A 26982-nucleotide genomic window follows, 5' to 3' on the forward strand; every position below is an offset into this window, starting at 1 on the left:
GAGGCAGCGATGAAGGTCAGTGAGCGCGCACAGCAATTGGTCAGGGCGCGAACGCCGTTCGTACACGCCACGGTGGTGCGCGCCCAGCAGCCGACCTCCGCACACGCTGGCGACGAGGCGATTCTGCTGGCGGACGGGACGATCGAGGGATTCGTCGGCGGCCAGTGCGCGCAGACCTCCGTGCGCAAGGCGGCGCTGGGCGCGCTGCAGTCCAACGAGAGCGTGCTGTTGCGCGTATTGCCCGACGGGGATCTGCATTTCCCGGAGGCGCCCGGTGCGGCGGTGGTGGTGAATCCCTGCCTGTCGGGAGGTGCGCTCGAGATCTTCCTGGAACCGAATCTTCCGGCGCCCCAGATTGATATCTGGGGCGCCGCGCCGATCGCGGGCGCGCTGGCCGAGCTCTGCGAGTTCCTGGGTTTCGGGGTGCGGCGGGCCGATCCCGGCGCTTTCCGCCCTGGGGCGTCGGGTTCGCATGAGGCGCCGGAGGATTCGCCGCCCACGGCGGTGGTGATCGCGAGCCACGGCGGGCCGGAGGCCGAGATCATTCGGGCCTCGCTCGATGCCGGGGTGGGCTATATCGGGTTGGTGGCCAGCCGGATTCGGGGTGCGTCGGTGCTCGATCAGCTGGCGCTCGGCGATGCCGAGCGCGCCCGGGTGCATACGCCGGTCGGGCTGCCGATCGGGGCGAAGACCTCCGCGGAGATCGCGGTGTCCATTGCCGCCGAACTGGTGCACGGCATTCGTAAGGGGGCGGTTCCGGCTACGGTGCCCGCGCCCGAGGGGGCGGTCGATCCGGTCTGCGGTATGACTGTCGTCATCGGGCCGCAGACCATCCACGCCGAGGTCGACGGTATCGACCACTGGTTCTGCGGGCCGGGCTGTCGTACGTCGTTCCTTGTGGCGAGTGCCAACTCATGACGGCGGTGACGGCGGTCGTGCTCGCGGCCGGTTCCTCCCGCCGCCTGGGAAGCCCGAAACAGCTACTGCCGTATAGGAATACGACGTTGCTGGGTGCCACGCTCGCGGCCGTGCGACGGTGCGGACTGCCGCAGAACATCGTGACTCTCGGCGGCGCGGCTCGGTCGGTGCGAGAGAGCGTGGATCTTACCGGGTTCGAGGTGGTGCAGGTCGAGGAGTTCGGCGCCGGATGCGCGGCGTCGTTGCGCGCGGCGTTGCCGGCGGTTCGCCCCGATGCGGCGGGAATTGTTCTGGCGCTGGGCGATCAGCCGGAGCTGCCGGTTCGTACCGTGCGGGCACTGCTCGACGTGCGTGACCGTGCGCCGATCGTGGTGTGCCACTACCGTGACGGTGACGGGCATCCATTCTGGCTGAGGCGCAGCGTCTTCGCGGATCTGGCGGCGCTGCACGGCGACAAGGCGGTGTGGAAGCTGGTCGAATCGGGCCGGGTCGAGGTGGGCAGGCTCGAAATCGACGCCCGCGTTCCTCTCGACGTCGACACCTGGGAAGACTACCGGCGCCTGCTGGCAGCGGAGTCGGCATGAAGGGGCCGTTCCAGCACGCCGAGGATGTGATCGCCCGCTTCGACGCCGAGAACTATCTGCTCGACACCGGTACCGCGGCGGCGTTGTTCCTGGCGACCTCGCTCGGACGTCCGCTACTACTGGAGGGCGAGCCCGGGGTGGGGAAGACGACCGCCGCGAAAAGCCTTGCCGCCGTGCTGGATACCCCGTTGGTCCGGCTGCAGTGCTACGAGGGACTGACAGCAGCCGAGGCGCTCTACGACTGGAACTATCAGCGTCAGCTGTTGAGCATCCGCCTGGCCGAGGCTCGCGGGGATACCCTCACCGAGTCGGACCTGTTCACCGTGGAGAACCTGGTGGAACGTCCCATCCTGCGGTGCGTGCGGCATACCGGCCCGATGCCGCCGGTGCTGCTGATCGACGAAATCGACCGTGCCGACGACGAATTCGAGGCCCTGCTGCTCGAATTTCTCGGGGAGGCAGCGGTCACGGTGCCCGAACTGGGCACCTTCGCCGCCGCGTGCCCGCCGATCACCGTACTGACCTCGAACCGCAGCCGGGACCTGCACGATGCGCTGCGCCGGCGCTGTCTGTACCACTGGATCGACTACCCCGATCCGGTGCGGGCGGCCGCGATAGTGCGCCGCACGGTGCCCGGGGCCGGTGATGCCTTGATCGAACATGCCACCGGATTCGTCGGCCGGGTCCGGGGTCTGGACCTGGACAAGCCGCCCGGAGTGGCCGAATCCATCGACTGGATCGCGGCACTGGTCATGCTCGGAGTCTCCGCCCTGGTCGATCCACGGGCGGCGGCCGGGCTCAGCGCGCTGGCCAAGACACCCGACGATCGCGTCGCGGTCCAGTCGGCGTTCGCCGAGTACACGCCGGACACCGGCACCGCATGAGAGGAGACCGCGATGAAGATCGCGAACGAATTCACGGTGAGCGCACCGCTCGACCGCGCCTGGGCGGCGCTCACTGATCTGGAACAGGTGGTCCCACTGATGCCCGGCGCCCAGATGACAGGCTGGGACGGCGACCGATTCCTCGGCCGGATCAAGGTCAAAGTCGGGCCGGTCACCAGCGAATTCAACGGCGAAGCCCACTTCGTCGACCGCGACGAATTGCAGCATCGTGTGGTCATCGATGGCCGCGGCCGGGAATCCCGCGGTTCCGGAAACGCCTCCGCGACCATCACCACCCAGCTGTACCCCGAGGGCGACAAAACCCGGGTACAAGTCGACACCGACCTCAAAATCGTCGGCAAGCTAGCCCAGTTCGGCAGCGGCATGCTGCAACAGGTCTCGGAGAAACTCCTCGGGCAGTTCGTCACCTCCCTCGAGGCTGAACTCGCCGCGGACAACCGCCCGGCCGATTCGACGGAAACCATTGCCCCGCAAACAGAAACCGTCGCTCCACGACCGGACCCCGGCGCGACGATTCGATCCATTGCCCCGGCCGAACCCGAGGCGCTGGATCTGGTCGGCTTGGCTGGCCCGGCAGTGCTGCGGAAGATGGCTCCAGCCCTCGGCGTCGCGCTCGTTGTGCTGCTGGTGCTAGTCATCGTGCGTCGTCGGCGATGAGTCGGCCCGTGTTGTCGCACGGGATGAATCTGGTGCGGTGGTTGTCGTGTTGGTGGCGCGACTGCGCGCTGAGGCGACAGCCGTGGCACCCAGTGGAGAACGGCACTGCTCGCTGGGGCGCTGCACCTGGTCGGCCTGACGGGCTGGGTGATGCTGTGGAGGTTGGTGCTCGCTCTTGGCGTCGTGTTAATGGTCGTCCTCGCGCGACGTCGGCGATGAGCCGGGTCGTGCCGGCTCGCGGTACGGGTCCGGCTGCGGTGGTTGTCGCGCTGCTGGCATGGTTGCGCGGTGGCAGGGACGCTGTGGCGCTGGATCTGGTCGGTCTGGCGGGTCTGGCGCTGGGCCCTGTTCTCGGGGCCGTTTTCGAGTGGGGGCGGCGATGAGCCGGGCCGTGTTGTTGCGTGGTGTGGATCTGGCCGCGGTGGCTGTCGCACTGGTGGCGCGGTTGCGTGGGGGTGGGGTGGCCGTGGCGCCCAGCGGGCCGGCGCTGTTCGTCGAGGCGTTGCATCACATGCCGCCGGTTACTCGCGGTGACCTCTACTGGGCCGCCCGGCTGACTCTCGTGGACCGGATGGAGGATCTCGCCGCGTTCGACGCCGTCTTCGCCGCGATCTTCACCGATGCGGTGCTCGGCCTGGATCCGGCGGGTCGTCGTTCCGGGCAGCTGCCACAACGACCGGCGTCGCACTCGTCCGGGCGGCGGCCCGCGCCGTCCGGTCCGGCGGCTGCGGGCGAGCTGCCGTGGGCGACACCGCGTCCGGTGCCGCAGGAGAACGCCGCCGACCTGCGGAGCATCTATCCCGACGTGCTGCCGAGCCGGTTGGCGGCACGGTCGAACGACCCCTTCGATCGGCTCGACCCGGACGAACTGCGGGCGTTGGGGAGCTGGCTCGAACGGACGGCCGTGCGATGGCCGCGGCGAACGACAGGACGCCGGGAGAACAATAGGCACGGGAGCCGCATAGACCTGCGGGCGACGATGCGTGGCGCCGGCCGGACCGGCGGCGAGCTGCTGGCACCGGTGCGCTCGCGTCCCCGGCGGCACCCTCGGCGAATGGTGTTGATCTGCGACGTGAGCCGTTCCATGCGACCGTACTCGACGATCTACCTACACCTGATGCGCGCGGTCGCCCAGCGCCGAACCCGCTATCGCCCAGAGGTATTCGCCTTCTCCACCGAACTCACCAGGCTGACCGCGGTCCTGTCCCACCGCTCACCCGAACTCGCCATCGCCCACGCCGAGGTCCGCGTCCACGACCGCTACGGCGGCACCCACATCGGCCGCAGCCTGGCCCGGCTCCTGTCGGATCCGGTAGGCAACGCACTGCGCGGCGCCATCGTCGTCATCGCCTCCGACGGCTGGGACAGCGACTCCCCAGAAATCCTGTCCCGCGCGATGGCCCGCATCCACCGCCGCGCCTGGCGGGTGCTGTGGATCAACCCGCGCGCCGCGGAACCCGGCTTCCGCCCCGCCACCGCGGCGATGGCCGCCGCCCTGCCCTACTGCGACGCACTGCTCCCCGCGCACAATCTAGCCGCGATCCAGTCATTGCTGTCGGCGCCTCCGTGGCACACCGGACCGGGGATTGATCGGCAGCCGATCGTGTCGTGAGCGATGATCGGCCCGGACCGCATTGTTCCGGTCGCCGGGAGTACAGAACGTCACGGCGCGAGGCGCCACAGCGCATCGATGGGAACCGCTCGAAGTTTCGGACCGAAAGGCAAGGTCTGCTTACCGGTGTACAGGACATAACCGGCCACGAACTTGTCACCTAGATGCTCTGCGAGATTGCGTAGTCCCGCAAGGTCCTCGGTTCGCACGGTCGCACCGGCCTTGACCTCCACTCCGATGACGCGACCATCGGGAGTCTCGATGACCGCGTCGACTTCGAGCTTGTCTTTGGTTCGGTAGTGGAACAGGCGAGCGCGTTGTTCCGACCAGGTGAGTTGTCGAGCCAGTTCCATCACGACGAAATTCTCCAGCACGGGGCCTGCCGCACCCCCGGGTTCGTCGAGCCGCAGGGGGTCTTGTCCGAGAAGATGGCAGGCGATCCCTGTGTCGACGAATGCCAGTTTCGGAGTGCCGATCGCCCTGAAAGTCGGCCCTGGCGACCATGCCGGGATCGTCTTGATCAAGAACACCGACTGCAACAGTTCGAGGTATCGAACGAGCGTGGTTCGTGGGATGCCGGACTGACCGGCCACCGTAGCCGCGACCAGCAGACCGCTGAGGCGAGTGGCCAGCAGGGCCAACAGCTTCAGCAGCTCGCCATGCCGCTCGATACTGGCCAGTTGCAACACATCTCGTTCAACAAGGGTCTGTAGATACGAATCGAAGAACGCCGCGCGACGACGAGGATTGCGTCGAACGGCTTCCGGGAATCCGCCGATGACCGCTCGCTCCAGATAGTCCCGACGTCGCCAGGTCGAATCATGATTGATATCAGGCCCATGCTGGAATGCGGCGTCGATGAATCGATCAGGCTGTCCGTGAATCTCGCCCTGCGAGAACGGCCATAGCTCGATGACTTCCATCCGGCCAGGGAGGGCGTCTGGCAAGGTGCGTAGCGCAAGCACTCGCGATGAGCCGGTAAGAAGGAACCTGCCTGGAGTGGGGTCGAGATCGACGATCATCTTTATGGGGCGCAGCAGTTCGGCTGCGAGCTGGATCTCATCGATGATCATCAATCCGGGGTGATCGACGAAACCCGTGGGATCGTCCCGTGCGGCCTGCAGCGTCGCCGGGTCGTCGAGAAGTCGAAGTACCGTGTCGGGCCGCCGCGCGCCGGCAAGCCGCGTAAGGGTGCTCTTACCCGCTTGACGCGCCCCGTTGACCAGCACGACGCGGGTGTCGGACAGTGCGTCGGCCACCAATTCTTCGGCTCGCCGAGGGACCAGATCGGACTCACTCACCAGGATATTCTTGCATAAGACTGCCGATTAGTGGTCATTTGGACGCCGTGCCGGTGGTCATCTGGCGACATTCGTGTGGTCATCTGGACGGTATTCTGGCGGTCATCCAGACGGGCAATCCATGGTCATCTGGCCGCCGACACTCCGCGTTGTCGATTCGATACCATCGCTGACTTCGCCCTGTTTATGGCCCGTCATAAAGGAGGCACGCAAAGAGAGAACCGACCGTCCCTCCCTGGAGCGGGAGTGAACGATCGGCTATATGGCGCTGATAGTACATTGCTCCAGTCTGGCAGTTAGCGGACAGCGGTGTCCCGTGTCGCGACCGGTGTGATGGCTGCCGTACTGCTATGCGCTGATGCCCGCGCACAGCTCAACGTTGTCAGTCCGGGGTGGGTGGTCGAGACGTTGGGGCGCGATGAGGCGGGCGGAACGCCGGTGCGTGACGTCGCCGCGGTGTACGTCGCGGGGTTCGGGGCTCGCCGAACGGAAAGATCTTGCGCCCCTGAAACCTCGCGCGCGGCTTGGTCTGTGGCGTGACGGATGCCTTACCGGGTGTGTAACTGCGGGTAGTATGTGGTGACACGATTCTGGAGGGGGACATCATGTCGTCGGACAGTCACCGCGGGCAGGTTGATGATCCACGCGCCCGATGGCGCCGCTTGCCCGCCGAACCTGACCACTACGTCGAGGAAACCCACACGGACGGTAGTTCGTCGAACTACACGGTGCCCGCTGTCGATCCGACCCAGGACTTCATCCGCCTCTACGGCGGTTAGTGACCTGTGCCAGGCACTTTGGGTCGAATTCACCGCGGATGATTCATCGGTGATGTGCATGCGGCACCCTCGGAGCAGCGACCTGTTCGAAGAGTAGCCCTCGTGGCCCTATGAGTCGTGGGACGGCTCGGTGTGTTCTCCCAGTAGGGAATTGGTGTGTTCGCCCAGTTGTGGGGCGGGGCGGGCGGCGACGTGTTCACCGTTTACCGACATGGGTAGGCCGGGGGCCGGGTACTCGCCGATGCCTGGTTGCTTCAGTGGGGTGAATAGGGGGTTGTCGGTGACGCGGGGGTCGGTCGCGACTTCGTGGAAGGTGCGGTAGCGCTCCCAGAGGACCGAGGTGGCGGCCAGGGCGGTGGAGATCTGTTCGGCCGTGTGGTCGCGGAACCAGGGGGTGTAGAGCGCTGTCAGTAGGTCGCGGTGCTGGTAGCGGGTGCCTTCGTCTGTGAAGTCCGCGTTCAGGGCTTCGGCCAGGGCGGTTATCGTCGCGGTGTGGCCGGTTAGTTCGGTGAGGTCGCGGAAGTGTCTGGGGGTCAAGGTGACCACCATGAAGGCGATGCCGTCGGCGCTGGTGAAGTGCTGGCCGTATTGGCCGTAGAGGCCGTTGCCCAGGCGGGGGCGCTCGCGTCCGCAGATCAGTGCTTCGGTGAGGAAACCCAGGTTGCCGGCTGTGGCCAGCGCGACATCCTCCAGGGGGAGGGTGATTCGGCTGCCTTCGCCGGTCGCGTCGCGGTGGCGCAGTGCTGCGGTGATCGCCAGTGCGGCGTAGACGCCGCAGAGTACGTCCCATGCGGGCAGTACGTGGTTGACCGGGCCGTCGTGGTCGGCGGGGCCGGTGACGAGAGGAAAGCCGGCTGCGGCGTTGACTGTGTAGTCGACGGCCGCCGAACCGTCCGCGCGCCCGAGTATCTCCAGCCGGATCAGGTCGGGCCTGCGCGCCGCGAGCCTGTCGTAGTCGAGCCAGTCGCGGCCGGCGGTATTGGTGAGCAGGATGCCGCGCTCGACGATGAGATCGGTGACGCGCTGCTGTCCGGCGGGTGTGCGCAGGTCGGCGGTGACCGAGTGCTTACCCTTGTTCAACCCGGTCCAGTAGATGCTCTCGCCCTCGTCGGTCAGCGGCCAGCGATGACAGTCGGCAGCGCCGCCGATCGGATCGACCCGCACGACGTCCGCGCCGAGCTGCGCCAACGTCATCCCTGCCAGCGGCGAGGCCACGAAACTGGAGATTTCCACGATGCGTGCGTCGCTCAGCGGCTGTGTTGCTTCTCGTATCGTCACAATGGTGTCATATCACTGATGAGCCAGTGCCCGTCATCCTGTTCGGCGGTGACGGTGACCCGGCTGGACGTCGTGGTCGGTGTCGGCACGGCGGTACTGATGGTCACCTGGTCGATGAACATCAGTAGCGTCGCGCGGCCGGCCGAGGCCGACAGGACCGCGGTGGACACGACCCGCGCTCTGGTGCTCACGCCTTTCTCCTTGGCCACCGGGACGATCGTCTTGTCCACCAAGGCGTGGTACTGATCCTGGAACGAGCCGGTGAGTCCCCGCACGGCATCGAGATCCTTGTCGACCGTGGTGGAGCTGTAACTGAGCATCGCCGTGACGGTGTCCGTGGCCGCCGGTGGCGCATCGCGGCGCGCGGCCGCTACGGCGGACTCGCGCTGGTTCTCCCGCACGAGTAGCACGGCGACCACCGTGACCGCGACGATGATGGCGGTTGTCAATGGAATTATGGTCAGCCGCAAGATCTTTCGGATACGGCGAAGAAGCTGTGATTGCTCGGTCATGGCACGAACTCCACATCGGATACCTTCAGTGCGCCGCCGATTACTTTTACTCTCACGCTGAATCGGTAGGCGCGCGGTTGCTGCTGCTGGTTCTGCGCGTTGGTCACCTTCGCGTCCGCGGCGACGATGACGGTGATCGAGCCGTCGTTCGGCGCCGCGGCGCCAGAGTCCGTGACGATGCCGGCGGCGAGGACTTGGCCGGTCGACAGGACGTCCGAGTCCTGCACGGTTTTCACGAAATCGATGGTCTGGTTGTGTATTTCGTCCGTGAAGGGTGGTGCCGCGAGGGCGCTGAGGCGGGAGAAGTCCGCGGCGGCTGTGCGTTTGTCGATATTGATCAGATCGGTGACCGCGCGCCGGGCCGTGTCGATGACGGCGGCCTGATGCTGTGCTGCGGAGTGGGTTCGCCCGTGATCGCGTTGTGCCAGAACGGCCACGATGCAGGCGGCGGCCAGTGCGACGACGGCGATCGCGACCGCCATGATGCGAAAGATGGTGCGTCTCAGACCGAGCCGGGCGAAATTCGGTCGCGGCAGGTGTATCGGCTCACGCTGCGGGAGAGTCGACTCTGCGGATTCCTCGGTAGCGGTGGACTTTGCGGAATCGGATCGCGTTGTGCGAATGCGCTTTTCGACGCTCGACTGATCGGTGGACCCCGCCGGTGGCCCGGTCGGTCGAGTAGCGCGCCTTCGTAGTGACGAAGGTGTACTCGGGATGGCCGCCGGGGGATCGGCCGTCAGGGGAGCGGGGCGGTCAACAGTGATGTCCATGCCGGATCCTGGTTGGCTGGTTGGTTCGCTGACGGGTGAATATCGATGTGGCGGTATGCGTTTGCATCGGGGGCGAGGTATACGTTGCTCCCGGGAAGATAGCGGGCGACCCCAGCGGGTGCCGGGCTGTTCACCGGCGCGGGATAGGTGGCTGTGGGGCCGCTCGCTAGGGGATAGGTGGCTGCGGGGCTGTTCGCTGGCACGGGACCGGCGGCTGTGGGACCGTTCGCTGGTGAGGGACCAGTGGCTGCGTGGCCGTTCGCCGGTGAGGGATCGGCCGCTGCGGGGCTATTCGTCGGCGCGGGATAGGTGGCTGTGGGGCCGTTCACTGGCGGGTTACCGGTGGCTGCGGGGCCGTCTGCTGGCGGGGAACCGGCGGCTGCGGGGCCGTCTGCTGGCGGGGGACCGGCGGCCGTCGGTGCGGGGCCCACGTCAGCGGGACCGTTGTCACCGCTGGGTGGCAGCTCACCGTTGAGGCACTGATCGGGGCTGGCCGCGCGCACGCCAGGATTGTTGAGACACGGGATGTTTCGCATGCCGCGCACGGCGAACGGAGAGTTGTGCGGCACATTGCAATACAGATTGGAAGGGGTGTCCGGACTGTCGTCGGCGGTGGGCGGGCGCCGCTGACTCGCGGGCAGATATCCGGCGGTACAGGCCGGTGGATCCTGGACCTCCATGGCGAATATGACCCGGGCGCCGCCGTCGGCCGCGCCGCGCAGCCCGGTTGTGTTCTGCGCCGCGATCATCGGCGGCAGCAGCACGAGGATCTCCTCGATGGCGGGGTTGTAGGTCAGCGCGACCTGGCCGGTGGTGGTCAGATTCGCCAGCAGCAGCGGCAGTGTGGGGGACAGCTGCTGGAACAGCTGGTCGGCGGTGTCGGCCGCGGCGGGACCGCGTTGCAGGATGCCGCGCAGGGCGGGGTCGACGGTGTGCAGCTGTGCGGTGAGGTCGGCGATATTCGCTGCCCAGGAACGGATGTCGTCGCTCGAGACCAGTTGGGTATTCAGCAGCGGGGTCAGTTGCCGCACCAGCGTGGTGAGGGCGTCCCCGTTGGCTGCCAGCGCATCGACGAACGCGGTGGTGGAGTCGAGCAGGGTCGCCAGATCCCCTCCGGCGCCGGCTAATCCGCGTGATGCCTGATCGAGCACCGTGTGCAGGGTGTCCGGCGGGAGCGAGGCCAGAATCCTGCGGGTCTGGTCCAGAATGGGACCGATCTGGTCGGCGACCCGCACGCGATCGACCGGGATGGTGGACCCGTCGCGCAGGAACGGCCCATGTCCGACCCTCGGTTGCAGATCGACGTACTGCTCGCCGATGGCCGACACGCTGCGCACCCGGGCCGTCAGATCGGCGGGCACCCGCACCGAATCGACCAGCGACAATGTGGCGGTGACCCCGCCCGGCGTCAGATCGACGGAGTCGATGCGCCCGATCGTGTACCCGTCGTAGGTGACGTTGGCGTCGTGATATAGGCCGCCGGCCCTGGGCAGGTCGACCACCACGCGATAGTGGCCGATGCCGAGCGCGGCCGGGATCCGCAGATAGTAGACGCCGGTGAACGCGGTGGACACGACCGCGATGATCACGAAGATGATCAACTGGATGCGGACCAGGCGAGAGGTGATCATCGGCCGGCTCCGCGTGCGGGCGGTGCGGCGAACGGGGTACCGAACAGCAGGCCCTGCTGCAGGCTCGGCAGGGTGAGATCGGCCTCGGCCCACAGGTTCATATAGTCGCCGCGAATGCCGTTGCAGACCAGGATCGGCGGGAAGGGAAAGGTGGCGAGCTGATTGAGATTGGCGATCAGATCGTCACCGGTCTCGGAGACCTTCCGCAGAACCGGCACGAGATCGGCCAGGGTCTCGCGCAGATCGCCCTGGGTCCGGTCGATCAGCGTGGTCCCGGCGTCACCGAAGCGGGTCAGCGCGGCGAAGGCGTCGGTCAGGTCCTGGCGCTGCTGGGCGAGCACTCCGAGCGCCGGGCCTATGGCGGCGACGGCCTTACCCAGAGTGCCGTTCTGATCGGAAAGCTGCGCGGCGAAGCGGTTCAGATTGTCCAGCGTGGCGGTGATGGCTGCCCGCTGTGAATCCAGTTGGCCCAGTAGCGTATTCAACTGGTCGATCACGGTGTTCACCGAACCCTGATGTCCGCCGATGGCCTTGTCCGTCTCGGTGATGATGGTTTGCAGGTTTCCCAGTCCGCCACCGTCGAGCACCACGGCCAATGCCGCGAGAGTCTGCTCGGTGGTGGGGTAGTCGCCGGCCCGTCGCAACGGGATGACACTGCCGTCGCCGAGCCTGCCCTGCGGGTCGGGCGGTGAGTCGAGTTCGATGTGGGTGGCGCCCAGGAGGCTGGTCTGCCCGATCTGGGCGGTGGCGTTGGCGGGCAGGACAGTACCGCGATCAAGCGTCACGGTGACCCGGGCGTGCCAGTCCTCGGTGGTGATCGACGTGATGGAACCGACCTCCACATCGTGCACGAGCACAGGAGAATTCGGTGTGATGGTGGTGGCGTCCGGCATCTGGATGATCACCCGGTAACTGCCGGGTCCGTGCCCCTTCGTCCCGGGCAGCGGCAGTGAGTTCAACCCGCTCCACTGACAGCCGGATGCCATGGCACACAGCATGATTCCACACAGCAGGGCCGGAAGGCGATAGCGGCGTGCGGCATTCACCGTGGTTGTCCCGGTAGCAGGAGTTGCTGGAGCTGCGGTGGACTGTAGATGACCTGACCGGGCCCCGCGCCGGTGCCGATGGTCGGGTTGACGGTGATCGGCGGGTAGTTCATCCGCAGCGTATTCAGCAGGGGTCCGAGGTATTGCTGGCACAGTCCGGCTCCTTGCTCGGAAGTGGCGTTCGACAGCCCGGCGATGGCGCCGCAGACGAAGTCGATCGGATTGCCGAAGTTCGAGAATCCCGGCACACCCGTGATCGCGCCCTGACCTGGGTTGTAGGTGTTGTAGTAGTTCGACAGCGCGGTCGGCGCGCGGTGCAGAACTGTCGCCAGGGCATCACGCCGGCTGGCGAGCACTCCGGTGGCATCGGCCAATTGCTGTACCTGCGTGGTGATTTCGTCGCGGTGCGTGGTGACGAACTGCTGGACGTCGCCGATCGCGGTGTTCAGGTCGCTCAGCGCCGTCGCCAACTCGTCGTGACTGTCGGCCAGCACGTCCGTCACCGAAGCCAGCCTGCCCTGGAAGACCACGATCTGCTGCTGGCTCGCGGCGAGCGCGGTGGTGAACGCCTGCAAGTTGCGGATGGTGGAGAACAGGTCCGTGCTGCCCGCCGACAGCGTCGCCATGGTGGCCGACAACTGGTGCAGGCTCTGCCGGAGCAGATCACCGTTGCCGTCGAGCGCCGCGGCGGCGGAGCCGAGCAGGCGCGCGCCGGGGCCCGTGGGATCCTCCGGTCGCGGCGCCAGAGCGTCGGTGAGCCGGGACAGCTGCGCCTCGACCTGATCCCACTCGACCGGGACGGCGGTGTGATCGATCGGAATGTCGATATCGTGATCCGTGCCGGGGCCGCCGGTCCACGCCGGTGTCAGCTGGACGAACCGGGCGGCGACCAGGCTCTGCGCCATCACCACGGCCTGCACACCGAGCGGCAGGCGCAGCGATCGGGGTATCCGCATCCGGACGGTGAGCGCGGTGCCGTCGGTGCGAATGGATTCGACGGTCCCCACCTTCACCCCGACCACACGGACCTCGTCACCCTGATACAGACCGTTGGTCGCGGTGAAATGCGCTGTGACGGTGTAATACCGCGACTGCTGGACGATGTGGTATCCGGTGGCGACCACGGCGATCACCACCACTGCGGCAGTGAGCAGAACCAGCCACCGGCGTATACCGCTGCCCGCCTGAGCGAACCGTCGAGACAGCGCATATCGGAGCACAGCCGAGGACTGGGCGAATACGCGGGCGATCATTTGACACTCGGAATCGGCAGCGGCGCCGGCGGAAGCCCGAACAGCGTGTTGAGCAGCGGCTGAGTGTAGTTGCCCGGCACCAGATTTTGCAGATAGGCGTAGAAGTACGGTCCGCTGGCGACCGCGTCACCGAGGGTGCCGATATAGGTCGACAGGCCCTGAATGGCCTTCCCCACGTTGTCGCGATCCTTGATCACCACGGCCAGCACCTGCCCGAGCTTGTCCAGCGCCGGACCCAGCGCGGCGTCGTTGTCGTGCACCACCCCGGACAGTTGCCGTGACACCTGGTCGATCCCAATGATGAGACCGCCCAGCGCCCGGCCGCGGGCCTGTAGCTCACCCAGCAGCGAATTGCCGTCCAGCAGCAGGGTATTCACCTGTGGCGCACGGTTCGCCAGTGCCGTGGTGACCTGTTCGGCCCCGGAGAGCAGGCTTCGCAGTGCCGCGTCACGCTGGTTGACCGTGTCGGACAGGCGTTTCATCCCGTCCAGGGCCGGACGAATCTGGGGCGCGGCCGCCGAGAGTACGTCGGAGGTGCTGTCCAGCGCCCGGGTCAACTGGTCGAGGTCGATGCCCTGCAGGGTGTCGGTCGCCTCGTTGAGGATGGTCGGCAGGGTGTATCCGGAGCGGGTGCGCGCGAGCGGGATGGTGGCGCGAGGATGCAGTCGGCCCGCACCCGCAGGGGAAATCTGCACCGACCGCCTGCCCAGCAGCGAGGTGGTCTTGATGGCGGCTGTGGTCGCGTCGCCGAGCGCGATATCGGGATCGGCGGTGAAGGTGACGCGGGCGTGACCGGCGTCCACGGTGATGGCCGTGATCGTGCCGACCTTGACACCCGCGGCCATGACATCGTCGCCGGCCAGCAGCCCGCTCGCGTCGTCGAACAGGGCCGAATACCGTTCGGTGGGCGCGGCCAGCAGCGGGATCTTGTCGAACTGCAGTGAGATCAGGCAGATCGCGACGGTCATCACGATGCCGATCAGGCCCGTCCGGAATGCCTGGTGTGGAGTGAGTCGCTTCATTTCTTCCAGCCGCACCTTCCGGATTTCTGATCGGTCAGCGTGGCGACCACGGGTTTGCCGTCCGGACCGGTCATTTTCAGCGAGATGCCGCACATGTAGAAGTTGAAGAAGGACCCGTAGGCACCGGTGCGAATCAGCGACTGGTACTGATCGGGCAGTTGGTTCAGGGTGGAATCCAGCGTGCCGATCTGGTTCACCGTCGGCGTCAGCGCAGTATTCATTCCGGCGATCGTCGCGGACAGGTCCGGCCGCACCTCGGTGAGCAGGCCGGAGAAGGTGTCGGCCGTGGTGTCCAGGGTGGTGACCGCCTGGCCGATCACCTCGCGATCCTGCGCCAGTCCCGACACCAGCTGTTGCAGATGATCCAGCGTACTGCTGAATTGGTCACCGCGCGAAGCGATCTCGGTGAGCACCGTATTCAGGTTGGTGATCACCCGGCCGATCAGCTGATCGTGATCGGCCAGCATGGAGGTTACCGCGCCGACCCGTTGCAGCACCTCGGCGATGGTCCCCGCGCGGCCCTGGAAGATCTGCAGTAGTCCCATCGACAGCTCGTTGACCTGTGCCGGATTCAGCGCCTGCAACAGCGGATGGAAGCCGCCGAGCAGGGCATCGAGGTCGAGCGCGGGTGCGGTCTCGGGCGGCGCGATGGTCCCGCCCGCGGGCAGCGGGGTGCTGTCCGGGCCGCGCTGCAGTTCGAGGTACCGGTTGCCGACGAGGTCCTCGTACCGGATCACCGCCCGGGTCGAGGTGGTCGGCCGATCGCCGGTGTCGATCGAGAAGTCCACGTGTGCAAGGTGATCGCTGCCGTAGCCGACCGCGTGCACCTGCCCGACCGGTACGCCCGCGATGCGGACCTTCGAGCCGGGACGCATGCCGGACGCGTCGGTGAACACCGCGTGATACGTGTGCGAGCCGCCGGCGTCGACCTGGGTGAACACCAGGATCATCGCGCCGTTCACCAGCAGCATGACGAACACGAAGACACTCAGCTTCAGCACCAGCGATCGCTTCATCGCCCACCGCCGAGGCCGAACAGGTAGTCGATGACGCTGGGCGGCCGCAAGCCGACGCCCTGGCGGTCGGGCGCCAGCGGATTCACCCCGATGTCGGTGACCATGTACGGCACGTTCACCACCGGGTCGGTGCGGGGCAGGCCCATGCAGTGCGGGCCGCCGGTCGCATCGACCTTGGGCAGGTCCTGCGGGTAGCGATACGGCGTCACGCCGGGAACGAACCCGGCGAACATCTTCACGCCGGGCTGGGCGCCGTACGCGGCGGGATTGTTGCGATTGCCCTGGGCGATGCCTTCGAACACGCACGGGATGTCGGGCGCGTACAGTGCCGCCAGCGCGCTCGTCGGCGCCCACAGCCGCAGTACGTCGGTGATCCCGGAACCGTTGCGGTCCAGGAGATTCGAGCCGGTGTTCGACAGGGTTGTCGCGCCGGCAAGCAGGCTCGCCAGCTGTTGCTGGTTGTCGGTTACGGTGTTACCCGTTGTCGTCAGGGCATCGAGAGTGTGCAGCAGATCCGGCGTGATGTCCGCGTAGAGCCCGGTGACCGGAGCAGCGGTGCGCAGCAGGTCGGAGATTCCGGGATCGGCCGAATTCAGTTGCGCCAGAACGCTTGCGGTGTGGTCGAGCGCTGTGCCGAGCCGGTCGCCGCGACCTTGTAGCGCGGCGGCCAGCGCGCCGAGTGTCGCCTGAAGTTGCGCCGGATCTACGACGCTGAGCACGCCCACCAACTGTTCGAAGACCGTATTGATCTCGACGGTGACGTGCGAGGCATCGAGCACCGCGCCGGGCTCGAGCCGGGCGCCGGGCGAATCGGGCGCGGTGAGGCTGACGAACTTCGCGCCGAAAACGGTGTCGGAGGTGATCCGGGCGGTGACGTCGGCCGGAATCGAGGCCAGCGCCGAGCGGTGCAGCCGCAGGGTCAGCCGGGCCCGATCAGGTTGGTAGTCGATCGCGGTCACCTCGCCGACCTCGACGCCGGTCATCGTGACCTTCGCTCCGCGATCCATGACCAGCCCGGCGCGACCGGCGATCACGGTGACCTGGGCCCAGTCGTCGAAACTCTGCCGATAACTACCCAGCACCAGCCATCCGGCACCGAGCGTCACCGGAATCAGCGCCAGGACCGCCAGTTTCGGCATCGCCTTCGCGATGAATCTCAGAACCGCCCGATACCGCATTTCCGTTGCCCCCCTAGTCCGAAAGGTGGAAATTCCCGTTGCCGCCGTACAGCGCGAGCGACACCAGGAGCACCACGAGAACGACCATGATCAGCGACATCCGCACCGCGCGCCCGACCGCCGCCCCGACCCCCGCCGGACCGCCGTACGCGGTGAATCCGTACTGGGTGTGGATCAGCATGACCAGCACCGCGATCGCGATGGCCTGCGCGAACGACCACCCCACGTCGACGGGATTGAGGAAGGTGGAGAAGTAGTGGTCGTACAGCCCGGGCGACTGGCCGAAGATTTCCACGGTGGTGAACCGGCCGGCCAGGAACGAGGCCGCCAGCGCCAGCGAATACAGCGGAACGATCGTGATGATGCCCGCCGCGACCCGGGTGCTCACCACATAGGGGATCGGCCGGATGGCCATGGATTCGAGGGCGTCGATCTCCTCGGCGATCCGCATGGCCCCGATCTGGGCGGTCGACCCGGCGCCGAGCGTCGCCGACAGTCCGATGCCGGCGATGACCGGCGCCGCGATCCGGACGTTGATGAACGCGGACAGGAAGCCCGACAGCGCCTCGATGCCGATATCGCCCAGCGAACTGTATCCCTGAATGGCGATCGTGCTGCCGGTGGCCAGCGTCATGAATCCGACGATCGCCGCCGTGCCGCCGATCATCGCGAGAGCCCCACTGCCCATGCTGATTTCGGCCACCAGACGCAGGGTCTCGCCGGGATGTCTGGCCAGCGCGCCGGGAATCTGCACGATCGTCTTGCCGTAGAAGATGATTCGGGTGCCGACGTCGTCGATCGCGCGGTTCCACCGGTCCAGCCGGCGGCGGGTGCGGACGAATTTCCCGGTTTCCGCGATGTACATCGAAATCACTTCCCCGACAGTCGGATTCCTGCTGCCGTCACCACGGTGTTGACCACGAACAGGGCGATGAACGCGTAGACGACGGTCTCGTTCACCGCCTGCCCCACGCTCTTCGGGCCGCCGGAGACCGACAGTCCGCGATAGCACGCCACCAATCCCGCGATCATGCCGAACAGCAGCGCCTTGACCGCGGAGATGGCCAGTTCGGTGGACCCGGTCAGCAGGGTGACCCCGGCCGCGAAGGCGCCCGGATTCACGCCCTGCAGCAGCACCGAGAATACGAATCCGCCGGCGATGCCGATGGCGCACACCAGCCCGTTGAGCAGGACCGCGATCACCGCCGAGGCAACGACGCGCGGGATCACCAGCCGGTGGATCGGGTCGATGCCCAGCACCTCCATGGCCGCGATCTCCTCGCGGATGACCCGCGACCCCAGATCCGCGCACATCGCCGTGGCTCCCGCGCCCGCCACGATCAGCACGGTCACCATCGGGCCGACCTGGGTGACCGCGCCGAACGCCGCACCCGCCCCGCTCATGGTGGCCGCGCCGATCTCGCGCAGCAGGATATTGAGGGTGAAGCTGACCAGGACGGTGAACGGAACCGCCACCAGGACGGTCGGTACCAGCGACACCCGTGCCAGCATCCAGCTCTGCTCGAGGAATTCGGTGAACCGGAAACGGGCGGTCACCAGGCCGCGGCCGACATCGGCCACCATGGCGAAGAATTGGCCGACCTCTCGGACGGGTGCGTTCAGAATCCCCAGTTCCATCGATCCTCCAGCGAATGCTCGGTTGCTGCGGACGATGCCCGATGCCGAGTGGGTCGAATGCCTAACTATTGGACCTACAGTGGTACTCACTGTACATCAGTGTTCGTGGCCTGTGCCGGTTTTTCCTGAATTCTCAGGCGACGAATCCTGGCACTTCAACGGCCTATTTCGAGATCACGGCGGGTGGTTGCACGCTGTCGTGGCCCGCCTCGGTCGCGAATAACGCACGCAGACCGGAGATGTCGACCTTGCCAGTGGATCCACGGGGGATCCGGTCGTCGGAATCGAGCAGCAGCCACACCGTGGGTACCTTGAACGAGCTGAGTACCTCTCGCGCGGCCGAACGCAGGCGGTCGGCGGTTGTCGCGGTGGTATCGCACACGACCGCCGCCGCCACACGGTTCCCTTGCGGCCCGGGCACATCGGTGACGAAGGCCGTCCCGACTCCCACGAGGCCGCGCAGCGCTCGCTCCACCTCGGCGGGGTAGACGCTGGCGCCGCTCACCCTGACCATGTCGTCGGCCCGGCCGTGGTAGAACAGGAATCCGTCGTCGTCGAGATGGGCGAGATCGCCGGTGGGGTAGTAACCGTCGGCGGTGAACAGGTCCTCGCGAGCGCGACGGCACATGCCCCGCAACGTATGTGGTCCGCGGAGTTGGATGATGCCCACGGTCCCCGGCGGGACCGGTTGCCCGGTCTCGGGATCGGCGATGCGGACCTGCATTCCCGGAAACGGACGGCCGCAGCTGCCCCAGGCCGAACGCGGCATATCCGTGTCGGCGGGGTAGCCGCAGTACGGGCCGAACGACTCGGTCATACCGAACAGGTTGGCGCGCGCACCCGGCTGCGCGCGCAGGCTCTCGGGCAGCATCGCCTCCAGGCTGCCCGGTCGCAGGCTCGGGACGGTAACCCCGAGCGTTTTCGCCTGGCGAGCAAGGGATTCGGCTTGATCGGCCCAGCCGCGGAACAGCGTGACCCGCTCGCGCCGCAGCAGTTCCAGCGTTGTCGCGGGATCGGGCACGGCCTCGGTGACCAGGGCGCCGCCGGCGACCATGGCCGAGAGCATGCCGCCGAATCCACCCACCCAGAACAGCGGCATCGGCAGGTAGAGACGGGTGTCGGCATCGATGCGGCGGCTCGTGAGGCCGGATCTGACCGCACGCAGGACGTTGCCGTGGGAATGCAGAACGCCCTTGGGCAGGCCGCGACTTCCGGAGGTGAACATGACGGTGAGCGGATCGGCGGCGGTGACCGTCGCGGCCAGCGCGTCCACCGGCGCCTCGGCGGGTGTGTGGGCGGCGAGCAGGTTGTCGGCGGTCCGCACATGGCGCAGCGCGGGAAGTTCGGGGTCGAACAGGGCATCGGTATCCGTCAGCCCGAGATCGTCGAGATGGCGGCGTCCGCGAAACTCCTCGGCCGCGATGAGGAATTGCACCGAGGCCACGCGCAATTGGGCGCGCAGCTCGGGCGGCCGCAGCAGGGTGCTGAGCGGGACGAGGACCGCACCGATGCGGGTCACCGCGATCGCGATGCGCACCCAGTCGGTTCCGTTCGGCATGAGCAGGCCCACCCGGGTGCCCTTGCCGCAGTCGGCGGCGATCAGGGCGGCGGCCAGATCCCTTGTGATGATGTCGAGTTCGCCGTAGGTGATGCGGCTGTGCGGATCGATCACCATCGGTGCGTCCGGGTGGCGGGTGGCCCTCTCCCGTACCAGCCGGTCGATCGTCGCGGTCTCGTCGCTCATTCGAATACCTTCCGCAGCTGCCGCAGATCCACTTTGCCGCTGGGCAGCAGCGGGATATCCGCGGGTGTGACGCCCGCCCAGCGGGTGGGAATCTTGTAGGCCGACAGTGCCGTTCGCAGTGTGTCTCGCAGCGCGGTTTCATCGAACACCGTGGGATCGGTGACGGTGAGCACCGCGGCGACTACCTGCCCCCGGTCGGGGTGGGGGAGCCCGAAAACGTGCGCGGTGTCGCCGGTGAGTTCGGCGATCGCCTTCTCGACCTCGGCGGGCGAGACGTTGGCCCCGGCCGTTTTGATCATCGATGTGGCGCGGCCGAGGAAGTACACGTATCCGTCCGCGTCGCCGCGGACGATATCGCCGGAATGGAACCAACCGTCGGCGTCGAAGGACTCCTCCCGGCTGCGCTTGTGATACCCCTGCATGACATACGGTCCGCGGAAACAGAATTCGCCGGGCACGCCGTTGCCGACGACCTCGCCGGTGTCGGGATCGATGATCCTGGTCTCGAATCCGGGCGCGGGCTTGCCGAACGAGCCTCGGCGGTGTTCGGGCTGGTCGGATTCGTCCGCGCTGATCAGCACGACGCTTCCGGCCTCGGTCATACCCAGCATGCCGTGTCGCAGCTCCGGATCCCGTGGCCGCACGTCGGGAGCCATGATGGGATACAGGTTGCCGCGTCGCATCGAGGACAGATCGCGGTCCGGGAAACTGGGATGGTCGGCCAGATGTGCGATGCTCGCGGCGAAACCGTTTGTCATGGTCGGCTTTTCGGACTCCAGCAGGTCCAGGGTCGCGGCGGCGTCGGTGGCATCGGAGCACAGCAGGGTCGATCCCGCGACCAGGGTGGCCAGCAGCCCGAAGGCGAACCCGCCGATCCAGAAGAACGGTGAATTGCAGAACAGCACATCGTGTTCGGTCAGGCCGCGGATCTCGTTGAGATCGCGCTGATGGTTCAGTAGTGCGGCGTGAGTGTGGACCGCGCCCTTGGGTGCGCCGGTCGATCCCGAGGTGTACACGATGGACAGCGGATCGGAGCCGTCGACGTCGTTTTCCAGCGCCGTGAGCATCGCCTCGTCGACGGTACGGCCGAGTTCGCGGACGGCGTCCGGGGTGCGTAGGTGACGCGCCGGGGTGGGGTTCTCGTCGATCACGACGTGGCGCAGCTGGGGCACGGCCGCGCAGTACAGCCTGCCGTCCGGGGTGATCTGCGCGTCGGCGAGTACCTGCGTAAGACGTTGTGCGTAGTCGTGCGAACGGTAGTGTGCCGTGCCAAGCAGGATACGAACATCGCTGTGTACCAGCTGCTCTCGAAGCTCACTCGCGGTGGCGAAGGTGGAGAACGGGACGACGACGGCGCCGATGCGGGCCGCGGCGAGCGCGGCGAGGGCGAAGGCCGGTCCGTTGGGGTAGAGCAGGCCCACCGAGGTTCCCTTGCCGGCGCCCAGCGCGATCAGGCCACGAGCCAGCTCCGCCGAGCGGCGATCGGCCTGGCCGTAGTCGAGGCGATCGGCATCGCGGATCAGGAGGGGATGGTCCGGCCTGGTCCGCGCATTGCGGCGTAAAACCATTGCTACGGTCGGGGATTCGACCTCGCGAGTCGGTTGCGGAGCGCTGGGGTTGGTCATCAGCGGATTCTCGGTTCGGGCTTGGCATGTCGGTCGCCATCGCCGGACGCGGCCGCCAATTCGGCCTTGCCCAGCGAATTTCCGAGCCGTGTATAGATCAGTCCCTGGTCCAGCGCCGCCCGGTAGGGCTTGTCCAGCGACTCCCAGATCGCCTTCACGGTCCCCTGGGTGGCGCTCGGAGGTTTGGCGGCGATGGTGGCGGCGATGGCGTGCGCGCGGGCCCACAGCAGGCCGGGGGAGACGACCTCGGATACCAGCCCGATGCGCAGCGCGGTCTCCGCGCAGACCCGTTCGTCGTTGCCCATCAACGCGATTCGCAACGTCTCGCCCAGGCCGACGCGCCGGCGCAGGCCGATCGGCTCCAGCGCCGAGACCAGGCCCGTGGACACGTGCGAGTCGAAGAATGTCGCGTCCGACGAGCAGATCACCACATCGGCCTCGTTGACGAAGTAGAACCCGCCCGCGGTACACATCCCCTGAACCGCGCAGACCACCGGCTTCCACATCTTCTGCCATTTCGGGCTCAGCGCCTCGCCCGGATCCTCGTGGTGCCAGACGCTGTCCGGCTGACCGTAGGGCTTCGTGATATCGAGTCCGGCACTGAAGGCCCGCTCGCCCGCCGCCCGCAGCACGACGGCGTTGACCGAGTCGTCCAGTTTGATCAGGCGCCACGCCCGGGTGAGTTCGTCGCACATGGTCCGATCGAAGGCATTGAGGCGCTCGGGTCGGTTCAGCGTGATGGTGGCCACGTGGTCGGTGCTGTCCACCTCGAACAGGATGGTCTCGAATGCGAATGTCTCGTAGCTCAATGGGTCCTGCCTGAATCTCGCGACACGATGGGTGCTGGGCGGGCCGTCAGCGACCGCGGAAATCCGGCGCTCGGCGTTCCCGGAATGCGGTCAGGCCCTCCTTGAAATCACTTGTTCTGCACGATAATTCGACATCGAAGAGTTCATGCTCGAGGGCTTGGGCGAGCGTGGCGTGCTGGCCGTAGGACAGTGCCCGTTTGGCCAGACCGAGTGCGACGGTCGGCCCGGAGGCCAGGCGGGTGAGCAGATCGTCGGCAGCGGCGGCCAGGTCGGGTGCGGGCACGCAGCGGTCGATCAGCCCCCAGTCGGCGGCCTGGGTCGCGCTCACCTTCTCGCCGAGCAGCAGCATCCGGCGCGCCCGCGCCAGCCCGATCAGCCTGGGGAGAAACCAGGTCGAGCCGGAGTCCGGGGTGAACCCCCGGTCCAGGAACGGCTCCCAGAAGACCGCGTCGTCCGCGGCGACGGTGAAGTCGGCGGCCAGCGCGAGATTACAGCCCATTCCCACCGCCCAGCCGCGCACGCTGCACACCACCGGGAGATGGATGCCGCAGAGCAGTTCCACCACGCGGTTGGCGGTGTGCGGGAGGCGGCGGACCAGATCTCCGGTGCGTGGGCGGGGTGCGTCGTTGCTCGCCACCCAGTCCACGCCGGAACAGAAGTGCTCGCCCGCACCGCACAGGTGGATCGCGCGCAGTGAATCGTCCGTCGACGCGTCCGTGAGTGCCGCGACGAGTGTCTCGACCATCGGCGCGCTGAGTGAATTCCTGCGCGCCTTGCGATCGATGACCAGGTGCAGGACCGCACCCTCGCGGTGGACCGCCACCGACCCGTCGGCGGCGGGTTCCGAGTCTGGGCTCACTGTCTGCCCTATCCGCCCGTGTGAGCTTACTGTTTTGTATACGGTATGCTATACCGTTGTGTGCTGAACAAGATTAGCAGGCAACTGTCGCCGAAGAAAAGAGGACGCATGCCGAGCCCTCTCGCGCCGGATGCTGGACGTCCGGCAGGCGACTCTCCGAATCCGGCCGGGCCGGAAGGTGATTCCGGATTCGGCGCCCGACCCCTCGAACAGACCAGGGCCGCCGCGGCCGCGATGCGACGGCTCACCGGACTGCTGCTGGCGCTGGAACACCCCCACGCGGCGGTGGACGACATGCTGGCCCGGTTCGTCGAATGGGAGCGCGAACTGACCGCCGCCGGCCCGTCCGACAGTTCACCGCGGATCGGCGCCGACGTCTCGAATGCTCAGCGGATCTACCTGGACCACGCTTTCGACATCGGTTCGTACAATCCGTGTGTCCCGGAATACCGATTCGACCGGCTCGACGCGGAGCGGGCGGACGGCCGCATCAATTTTCCCTTGTCGTACGAGGGCCCGCCGGGGCTGGTACACGGGGGTTTTCTGGCACTGTTCTTCGATTGCGTTGTCCAGCACCAGAGTTGTGCGGTGGGCTTGGCGGGAAAGACGCGCTCGCTGGAGCTGACCTATCGGCGGCCGACGCCGTTGCTCACCGAGCTGCGATTCGACATCGAACGGGTGGTCGGTGATCGCGTCATCGAATCGACCGCGCGGCTGACGCTCGATGAGACGGTGCTGTGTTCCTGTGTCGTGAGCGCGGTCGGGTCACCGCCGAACGCGCTGGCCGGTTCCCAGCATGCTCGGCGGCGGACCAACTAGACGGCTATTTCGTACCGGCGGCCTTGGTGCGGCGACCCGTGGTCGACGTGGATGCCTTCGTGGCTGGAGCCTTCTTCGCCGGAGCGGCCTTCGCGCTCGCCTTCTTCGCGGGCGCGGGTGCCCTCTTCGCCGACGCCTTCTTGGGCGCTGTCGCGGCGGCGGATTCGATCATCCGGTCGGCGTGCTCGAGGATGCAGTCGAGGCCGAACTCGAAGTTCCTGTCGTCGGGCGCTCCGCTGTGCAGGCCCATCGAATTCGCCTTCGCGAGCAGCGGAGTGGTTTCCGAGGAGATCGTGAGATTCTCGTAGTACGCGGTGGCCCCGGACTCGGATTCCTTGTTCTTGTCGTAAAGGCGTTGCAGGACAACGCATCCACGGACATGGAGCTGGATCGCCGAGTAGGTGTCGATGGCGTCGGACAGTGGGAGTCCGGCCTGCACGAGGTTGGCGATGACCTGTTCGGTCTGTCGCGCGCCGAGGTGCGCGGCCTGCGGGCTCAGCGCCGATCTGATCAGTATCAGGTCGCAGAGGATGGGATTGCCCAGGAATGTTCTGCGCATGTTGCGGGCGTGGTTGCGCAGCGATTCGCGCCAATCGCCGGGGTCGACGAAAGGGGTGACGAACGAGGCGTACTGGCTCAGCGCCCGGTCGGTCATGGCGCCCAGCAGGTCGTCCTTCTTGCGGAAGTACCAGTAGATGCTCGTCACGCCGACGTCGAGATGTTTGCCCAGCATGGGCATGCTCAGGTTGTCCAGCGACACCTGCTGCGCGAGTTCGAACGCGGCGTCGAGAATATCGGTGGGGTTGAGCGAACCACGCTCGCGCCGCGGCCGTTTCTCCGCGGTTGCCCGCCCTGCCATCCTGCCACCACCTCCGTGACGTCGTTACCGTGCAGTCGATTCCACTGCGGCCGGAACGGACTGTAACACTGATTGTACCTGTAACCGTAAATACTACCGCGAGGCCCTCGGGAGAGTGTCGGGTGGTTACGGCTGCCGGTATTGCCTGGCGTGAGCATTTCCGGGGCTATACTGACATGGCTACAGTATGGCTGTCGGTGGTTGCCGCGGCCCCGAGGCGGGCGTGTGCACCTCGAAATCGTAACAATACGGGCGGTAGTGCAATGGATTTGGGACTCGGGGATGCGGCCGCGGTGGTCGTGGGCGGTAGCCGGGGGATGGGTCTGGCCACCGCTCGCTGCCTGGCTGACGACGGGGCTCGGGTCGCGGTGATCGGACGGTCGCGAGAGGACCTGGATCGCGCGGTCGAGGATCTGGCCCGCCGGGGTAGTCCGGACGCCGTCGGGCTGGTCGCGGACGTCCGCGCCAGCGGGCAGGTCGAGGGGGCGTTCGCCGAACTGGGGGAGCGCTGGGACGGGCAGATCAACGTCCTGATCAACGCCGTCGGCCCGAATGTGCAGGGTGGCTTCGACATCCTCACCGATGACCAGTGGCACGAGGCCGTCGATGAGGGCGTGCTGTCCATGGTGCGGTGCGTACGCGCGGCCCTGCCGCTGCTACGCGCGGCAGAGTGGGCGCGCATCGTCAACTTCTCGGCGCATTCCACACAGCGCCAGAGTATTTCGCTGGTCGCCTACACCGCCGCGAAGGCGATGATGACCAGTGCGTCGAAGAACCTGTCGCTGCTGCTGGCCCCGGAGGAGATCCTGGTCAATGTCGTCTCGCCCGGCACGTTCGTGACTCCGTCGCTGGTGTCGTGGGCCCGGTCGGCCGGTGTGCGGGGCGAGGATCCCTACGAGCTGATGGCCGCGATCGGCGAGCATTTCGGCCACCCCGCCCAGGTGCCCCGGGCGGGCCGGCCCGAGGAGATCGGGCCGGTAGTGGCCTTTCTGGCCTCGCGCCGGAACTCGTATATGACGGGCGCGAACGTCAATGTCGACGGTGGTTCCGATTTCACCTGACGCTCAGGCGACCATGTCGTCCGGCTCGAAGGGATCGAAGATCTCGTTCGTGCCGTGGGGAGTCAGCGCGTCGCTCAGTGCGACGAAGTCGTAGGGCAACTCGGGCTTGCGGGATGCCCGGCCGAGTGCGAGAAGAGGCTCGTGGTCGCGGTCGGGAAGTAGCGTCCGATGCGCACGGATCAGGTCGGCGTCCAGCGAGCCGCCCGCCCGCTCGGCGTGCTCGATCATCAGATGCAGGCACAGCTGCTGTGCGGGTGTGCGCGGACGTGGATCGTGTCCGGGCGACAGGTTGTCGCGCAGGATGTCGAACGTCTGTGCGATGTAGTAGAGGAATACCGGCCGCGGGCTGTGTGTCATCGTCGCCCGGACGCGTTCGGCCAGGGTATCGGCCGCCTCGGCCAGCAACGCGGTGGTTCGTGACGTGAGACTCGGGACTTCGCTGTCACTCATGACCACTCCTAGCGCGACGCTCTCGATCGAGCGGTGGCCGTTTCCACCGCAACTAACTTATCAACGTTAAGATATTTGGTACCGCCGTCGCAAGAGGTCGTTCGCATCCGGGTGGCAGCCGTGCGGAACTTCGCTGGCAATGACCCGCTCGGCGATTCACCTGGCACCAGGTGAAGCCGAGGTCGTCCGGGAACTGGGCGGTGGTGATGTAACGCGTGTTGGCTGCCCGGGCGGCGACCGGGGAGGTTTGAACGCGGCAGCCCGTCGCGGCGGCGCGAACGGATGCTGCTGCTGGGTGAGTTGCGCGCCGATCTGCTCGAGGTGGTGCGGCGGTGTCGCAGGTTCAGCTTCGACCATGTCGCCTTCGCCGACGGCATCTCCGCCGGATTATGCGTTGCCACCGATAATTGGTGGACGGTGCTCGACCGGCCGGACAGTCTCGGCCGAGTTCCCAAGGTTTGCAGAGTCGTAAGGCTCCTGAAGGAGGGGCGGGTCCGTCGCGTCCACGGCGAGAATGTCGGCGTTCTCGGTGGTCATGCGAACGGCGTGGGTGCGACCCTGTCCGTGTGCCGTGTGCCGTGTGCCGTGTGCCGTGTGCGGTGTGCGGTGTGCGGTGTGCGGTGTGCGGTGTGCGGTGTGCGGTGTGCGGTGTGCGG

The 26982-nt window shown here is 66.9% G+C and carries 27 protein-coding genes and 1 pseudogene; 10 read left to right on the forward strand and 18 right to left on the reverse strand.

The genetic code is table 11. From position 1 onward, the window contains the following. Positions 1 to 9 precede the first annotated feature (9 nt). The 6 genes from JZ791_RS11520 (at position 10) to JZ791_RS11545 (ending at position 4676) form a co-directional block, all read left to right on the forward strand. The gene (locus JZ791_RS11520) at positions 10 to 918 is read left to right on the forward strand and encodes an XdhC family protein (RefSeq protein ID WP_216894229.1); all 909 of its coding nucleotides are present in this window, start codon (positions 10 to 12) and stop codon (positions 916 to 918) included. Continuing rightward, a complete protein-coding gene (locus tag JZ791_RS11525) occupies positions 915 to 1502 on the forward strand; it encodes a nucleotidyltransferase family protein (protein WP_216894230.1) in 588 nt (195 codons plus the stop codon). The genes JZ791_RS11520 and JZ791_RS11525 overlap by 4 nt, the downstream gene beginning before the upstream one ends. After that, complete coding sequence (locus JZ791_RS11530) at positions 1499 to 2386, forward strand: AAA family ATPase (RefSeq protein WP_216894231.1); 888 nt, start codon at positions 1499 to 1501, stop codon at positions 2384 to 2386. Before JZ791_RS11525 ends, JZ791_RS11530 begins: the two co-directional genes overlap by 4 nt. Positions 2387 to 2398: 12 nt before the next feature. Continuing rightward, a complete protein-coding gene (locus JZ791_RS11535) occupies positions 2399 to 3064 on the forward strand; it encodes an SRPBCC family protein (RefSeq protein WP_216894232.1) in 666 nt (221 codons plus the stop codon). Positions 3065 to 3291: 227 nt separating this feature from the next. After that, positions 3292 to 3447 (forward strand): hypothetical protein, encoded by a 156-nt coding sequence (locus JZ791_RS11540; protein WP_216894233.1) that lies wholly within the window; start codon positions 3292 to 3294, stop codon positions 3445 to 3447. Next, a complete protein-coding gene (locus JZ791_RS11545) occupies positions 3444 to 4676 on the forward strand; it encodes a vWA domain-containing protein (protein ID WP_216894234.1) in 1233 nt (410 codons plus the stop codon). Before JZ791_RS11540 ends, JZ791_RS11545 begins: the two co-directional genes overlap by 4 nt. 50 nt (positions 4677 to 4726) lie before the next feature. On the opposite strand, the gene JZ791_RS11550 is transcribed toward JZ791_RS11545, so the two are convergent. After that, the gene (locus tag JZ791_RS11550; protein ID WP_216894235.1) at positions 4727 to 5935 is read right to left on the reverse strand and encodes an ATP-binding protein; all 1209 of its coding nucleotides are present in this window, start codon (positions 5933 to 5935) and stop codon (positions 4727 to 4729) included. Positions 5936 to 6582: 647 nt separating this feature from the next. Here JZ791_RS11550 and JZ791_RS11555 point away from each other — a divergent pair. Then, the gene (locus JZ791_RS11555; RefSeq protein WP_216894236.1) at positions 6583 to 6756 is read left to right on the forward strand and encodes a hypothetical protein; all 174 of its coding nucleotides are present in this window, start codon (positions 6583 to 6585) and stop codon (positions 6754 to 6756) included. 108 nt (positions 6757 to 6864) lie between these two features. On the opposite strand, the gene JZ791_RS11560 is transcribed toward JZ791_RS11555, so the two are convergent. The 15 genes from JZ791_RS11560 to JZ791_RS11630 all read right to left on the reverse strand — a co-directional run bounded on the left by JZ791_RS11560 (position 6865) and on the right by JZ791_RS11630 (position 23137). Then, a complete protein-coding gene (locus JZ791_RS11560) occupies positions 6865 to 8034 on the reverse strand; it encodes a CoA transferase (protein ID WP_438804506.1) in 1170 nt (389 codons plus the stop codon). After that, entirely contained in the window at positions 8031 to 8483 is a 453-nt protein-coding gene (locus tag JZ791_RS11565; protein WP_216894237.1) for a hypothetical protein, read from the reverse strand. Before JZ791_RS11565 ends, JZ791_RS11560 begins: the two co-directional genes overlap by 4 nt. Positions 8484 to 8542: 59 nt before the next feature. Further along, on the reverse strand, positions 8543 to 9028 hold the full coding sequence (locus JZ791_RS11570) for an Rv1363c family protein (RefSeq protein ID WP_216894238.1): 486 nt from the start codon (positions 9026 to 9028) through the stop codon (positions 8543 to 8545). A gap of 254 nt (positions 9029 to 9282) precedes the next feature. Then, positions 9283 to 10947: an MlaD family protein gene (locus JZ791_RS11575; RefSeq protein ID WP_216894239.1), complete on the reverse strand. Its 1665-nt coding sequence runs from the start codon at positions 10945 to 10947 to the stop codon at positions 9283 to 9285. Continuing rightward, positions 10944 to 11945, reverse strand: coding sequence for an MCE family protein (locus JZ791_RS11580; protein WP_256461865.1), 1002 nt, complete (start codon positions 11943 to 11945; stop codon positions 10944 to 10946). Before JZ791_RS11580 ends, JZ791_RS11575 begins: the two co-directional genes overlap by 4 nt. Before the next feature lie 44 nt (positions 11946 to 11989). Then, entirely contained in the window at positions 11990 to 13246 is a 1257-nt protein-coding gene (locus tag JZ791_RS11585; protein ID WP_216894241.1) for an MCE family protein, read from the reverse strand. Beyond that, positions 13243 to 14268, reverse strand: coding sequence for an MCE family protein (locus JZ791_RS11590; RefSeq protein WP_216894242.1), 1026 nt, complete (start codon positions 14266 to 14268; stop codon positions 13243 to 13245). Before JZ791_RS11590 ends, JZ791_RS11585 begins: the two co-directional genes overlap by 4 nt. Continuing rightward, positions 14265 to 15284: an MCE family protein gene (locus JZ791_RS11595; protein ID WP_216894243.1), complete on the reverse strand. Its 1020-nt coding sequence runs from the start codon at positions 15282 to 15284 to the stop codon at positions 14265 to 14267. The genes JZ791_RS11590 and JZ791_RS11595 overlap by 4 nt, the downstream gene beginning before the upstream one ends. After that, the gene (locus tag JZ791_RS11600; RefSeq protein WP_216894244.1) at positions 15281 to 16423 is read right to left on the reverse strand and encodes an MCE family protein; all 1143 of its coding nucleotides are present in this window, start codon (positions 16421 to 16423) and stop codon (positions 15281 to 15283) included. Before JZ791_RS11600 ends, JZ791_RS11595 begins: the two co-directional genes overlap by 4 nt. Before the next feature lie 52 nt (positions 16424 to 16475). Continuing rightward, a complete protein-coding gene (locus JZ791_RS11605) occupies positions 16476 to 17327 on the reverse strand; it encodes an ABC transporter permease (RefSeq protein ID WP_216894245.1) in 852 nt (283 codons plus the stop codon). Between the two features lie 5 nt (positions 17328 to 17332). Then, entirely contained in the window at positions 17333 to 18100 is a 768-nt protein-coding gene (locus JZ791_RS11610) for an MlaE family ABC transporter permease (RefSeq protein ID WP_216894246.1), read from the reverse strand. A gap of 163 nt (positions 18101 to 18263) precedes the next feature. Continuing rightward, positions 18264 to 19844 (reverse strand): class I adenylate-forming enzyme family protein, encoded by a 1581-nt coding sequence (locus tag JZ791_RS11615; protein WP_216894247.1) that lies wholly within the window; start codon positions 19842 to 19844, stop codon positions 18264 to 18266. Further along, positions 19841 to 21469, reverse strand: coding sequence for a class I adenylate-forming enzyme family protein (locus tag JZ791_RS11620; protein ID WP_216894248.1), 1629 nt, complete (start codon positions 21467 to 21469; stop codon positions 19841 to 19843). Before JZ791_RS11620 ends, JZ791_RS11615 begins: the two co-directional genes overlap by 4 nt. Next, the gene (locus tag JZ791_RS11625; protein ID WP_216894249.1) at positions 21469 to 22278 is read right to left on the reverse strand and encodes an enoyl-CoA hydratase/isomerase family protein; all 810 of its coding nucleotides are present in this window, start codon (positions 22276 to 22278) and stop codon (positions 21469 to 21471) included. Before JZ791_RS11625 ends, JZ791_RS11620 begins: the two co-directional genes overlap by 1 nt. A 46-nt stretch (positions 22279 to 22324) precedes the next feature. Then, a complete protein-coding gene (locus tag JZ791_RS11630) occupies positions 22325 to 23137 on the reverse strand; it encodes an enoyl-CoA hydratase-related protein (RefSeq protein ID WP_216894250.1) in 813 nt (270 codons plus the stop codon). A 108-nt stretch (positions 23138 to 23245) separates the two neighbouring features. Between JZ791_RS11630 and JZ791_RS11635 the strand changes: the two genes are divergently transcribed. Continuing rightward, positions 23246 to 23956 (forward strand): hotdog family protein, encoded by a 711-nt coding sequence (locus JZ791_RS11635; RefSeq protein ID WP_216894251.1) that lies wholly within the window; start codon positions 23246 to 23248, stop codon positions 23954 to 23956. A 4-nt stretch (positions 23957 to 23960) separates the two neighbouring features. Here JZ791_RS11635 and JZ791_RS11640 read toward each other — a convergent pair whose 3' ends face one another. Then, positions 23961 to 24815: a TetR/AcrR family transcriptional regulator gene (locus JZ791_RS11640; RefSeq protein WP_216894252.1), complete on the reverse strand. Its 855-nt coding sequence runs from the start codon at positions 24813 to 24815 to the stop codon at positions 23961 to 23963. Between the two features lie 263 nt (positions 24816 to 25078). Between JZ791_RS11640 and JZ791_RS11645 the strand changes: the two genes are divergently transcribed. Next, on the forward strand, positions 25079 to 25876 hold the full coding sequence (locus JZ791_RS11645) for an SDR family NAD(P)-dependent oxidoreductase (protein ID WP_216894253.1): 798 nt from the start codon (positions 25079 to 25081) through the stop codon (positions 25874 to 25876). Positions 25877 to 25879: 3 nt separating this feature from the next. Here JZ791_RS11645 and JZ791_RS11650 read toward each other — a convergent pair whose 3' ends face one another. Continuing rightward, complete coding sequence (locus JZ791_RS11650; protein ID WP_216894254.1) at positions 25880 to 26326, reverse strand: hypothetical protein; 447 nt, start codon at positions 26324 to 26326, stop codon at positions 25880 to 25882. Positions 26327 to 26608: 282 nt separating this feature from the next. On the opposite strand from JZ791_RS11650, the pseudogene JZ791_RS11655 reads away from it, so the two are divergent. Beyond that, positions 26609 to 26982: pseudogene (locus JZ791_RS11655) on the forward strand (hypothetical protein); the annotation flags it as partial.

It is taken from the genome of Nocardia alni (assembly GCF_019038435.1).
Classification (GTDB): Bacteria; Actinomycetota; Actinomycetes; order Mycobacteriales; family Mycobacteriaceae; genus Nocardia; species Nocardia alni.

What these genes read in the sequence shown, in the direction of transcription:
- JZ791_RS11585 (WP_216894241.1), bottom strand. Translation starts at nt 13,246, where the DNA reads ATGATCGCCCGCGTATTCGCCCAGTCCTCGGCTGTGCTCCGATATGCG.
- JZ791_RS11650 (WP_216894254.1), bottom strand. Translation starts at nt 26,326, where the DNA reads ATGAGTGACAGCGAAGTCCCGAGTCTCACGTCACGAACCACCGCGTTG.
- JZ791_RS11525 (WP_216894230.1), top strand. Translation starts at nt 915, where the DNA reads ATGACGGCGGTGACGGCGGTCGTGCTCGCGGCCGGTTCCTCCCGCCGC.
- JZ791_RS11645 (WP_216894253.1), top strand. Translation starts at nt 25,079, where the DNA reads ATGGATTTGGGACTCGGGGATGCGGCCGCGGTGGTCGTGGGCGGTAGC.
- JZ791_RS11640 (WP_216894252.1), bottom strand. Translation starts at nt 24,815, where the DNA reads ATGGCAGGGCGGGCAACCGCGGAGAAACGGCCGCGGCGCGAGCGTGGT.
- JZ791_RS11530 (WP_216894231.1), top strand. Translation starts at nt 1,499, where the DNA reads ATGAAGGGGCCGTTCCAGCACGCCGAGGATGTGATCGCCCGCTTCGAC.
- JZ791_RS11575 (WP_216894239.1), bottom strand. Translation starts at nt 10,947, where the DNA reads ATGATCACCTCTCGCCTGGTCCGCATCCAGTTGATCATCTTCGTGATC.
- JZ791_RS11615 (WP_216894247.1), bottom strand. Translation starts at nt 19,844, where the DNA reads ATGAGCGACGAGACCGCGACGATCGACCGGCTGGTACGGGAGAGGGCC.
- JZ791_RS11520 (WP_216894229.1), top strand. Translation starts at nt 10, where the DNA reads ATGAAGGTCAGTGAGCGCGCACAGCAATTGGTCAGGGCGCGAACGCCG.
- JZ791_RS11580 (WP_256461865.1), bottom strand. Translation starts at nt 11,945, where the DNA reads ATGCTGTGTGCCATGGCATCCGGCTGTCAGTGGAGCGGGTTGAACTCA.
- JZ791_RS11535 (WP_216894232.1), top strand. Translation starts at nt 2,399, where the DNA reads ATGAAGATCGCGAACGAATTCACGGTGAGCGCACCGCTCGACCGCGCC.
- JZ791_RS11595 (WP_216894243.1), bottom strand. Translation starts at nt 15,284, where the DNA reads ATGAAGCGATCGCTGGTGCTGAAGCTGAGTGTCTTCGTGTTCGTCATG.
- JZ791_RS11605 (WP_216894245.1), bottom strand. Translation starts at nt 17,327, where the DNA reads ATGTACATCGCGGAAACCGGGAAATTCGTCCGCACCCGCCGCCGGCTG.
- JZ791_RS11570 (WP_216894238.1), bottom strand. Translation starts at nt 9,028, where the DNA reads ATGGCGGTCGCGATCGCCGTCGTCGCACTGGCCGCCGCCTGCATCGTG.
- JZ791_RS11610 (WP_216894246.1), bottom strand. Translation starts at nt 18,100, where the DNA reads ATGGAACTGGGGATTCTGAACGCACCCGTCCGAGAGGTCGGCCAATTC.
- JZ791_RS11545 (WP_216894234.1), top strand. Translation starts at nt 3,444, where the DNA reads ATGAGCCGGGCCGTGTTGTTGCGTGGTGTGGATCTGGCCGCGGTGGCT.
- JZ791_RS11620 (WP_216894248.1), bottom strand. Translation starts at nt 21,469, where the DNA reads ATGACCAACCCCAGCGCTCCGCAACCGACTCGCGAGGTCGAATCCCCG.
- JZ791_RS11555 (WP_216894236.1), top strand. Translation starts at nt 6,583, where the DNA reads ATGTCGTCGGACAGTCACCGCGGGCAGGTTGATGATCCACGCGCCCGA.
- JZ791_RS11600 (WP_216894244.1), bottom strand. Translation starts at nt 16,423, where the DNA reads ATGCCGAAACTGGCGGTCCTGGCGCTGATTCCGGTGACGCTCGGTGCC.
- JZ791_RS11590 (WP_216894242.1), bottom strand. Translation starts at nt 14,268, where the DNA reads ATGAAGCGACTCACTCCACACCAGGCATTCCGGACGGGCCTGATCGGC.
- JZ791_RS11635 (WP_216894251.1), top strand. Translation starts at nt 23,246, where the DNA reads ATGCCGAGCCCTCTCGCGCCGGATGCTGGACGTCCGGCAGGCGACTCT.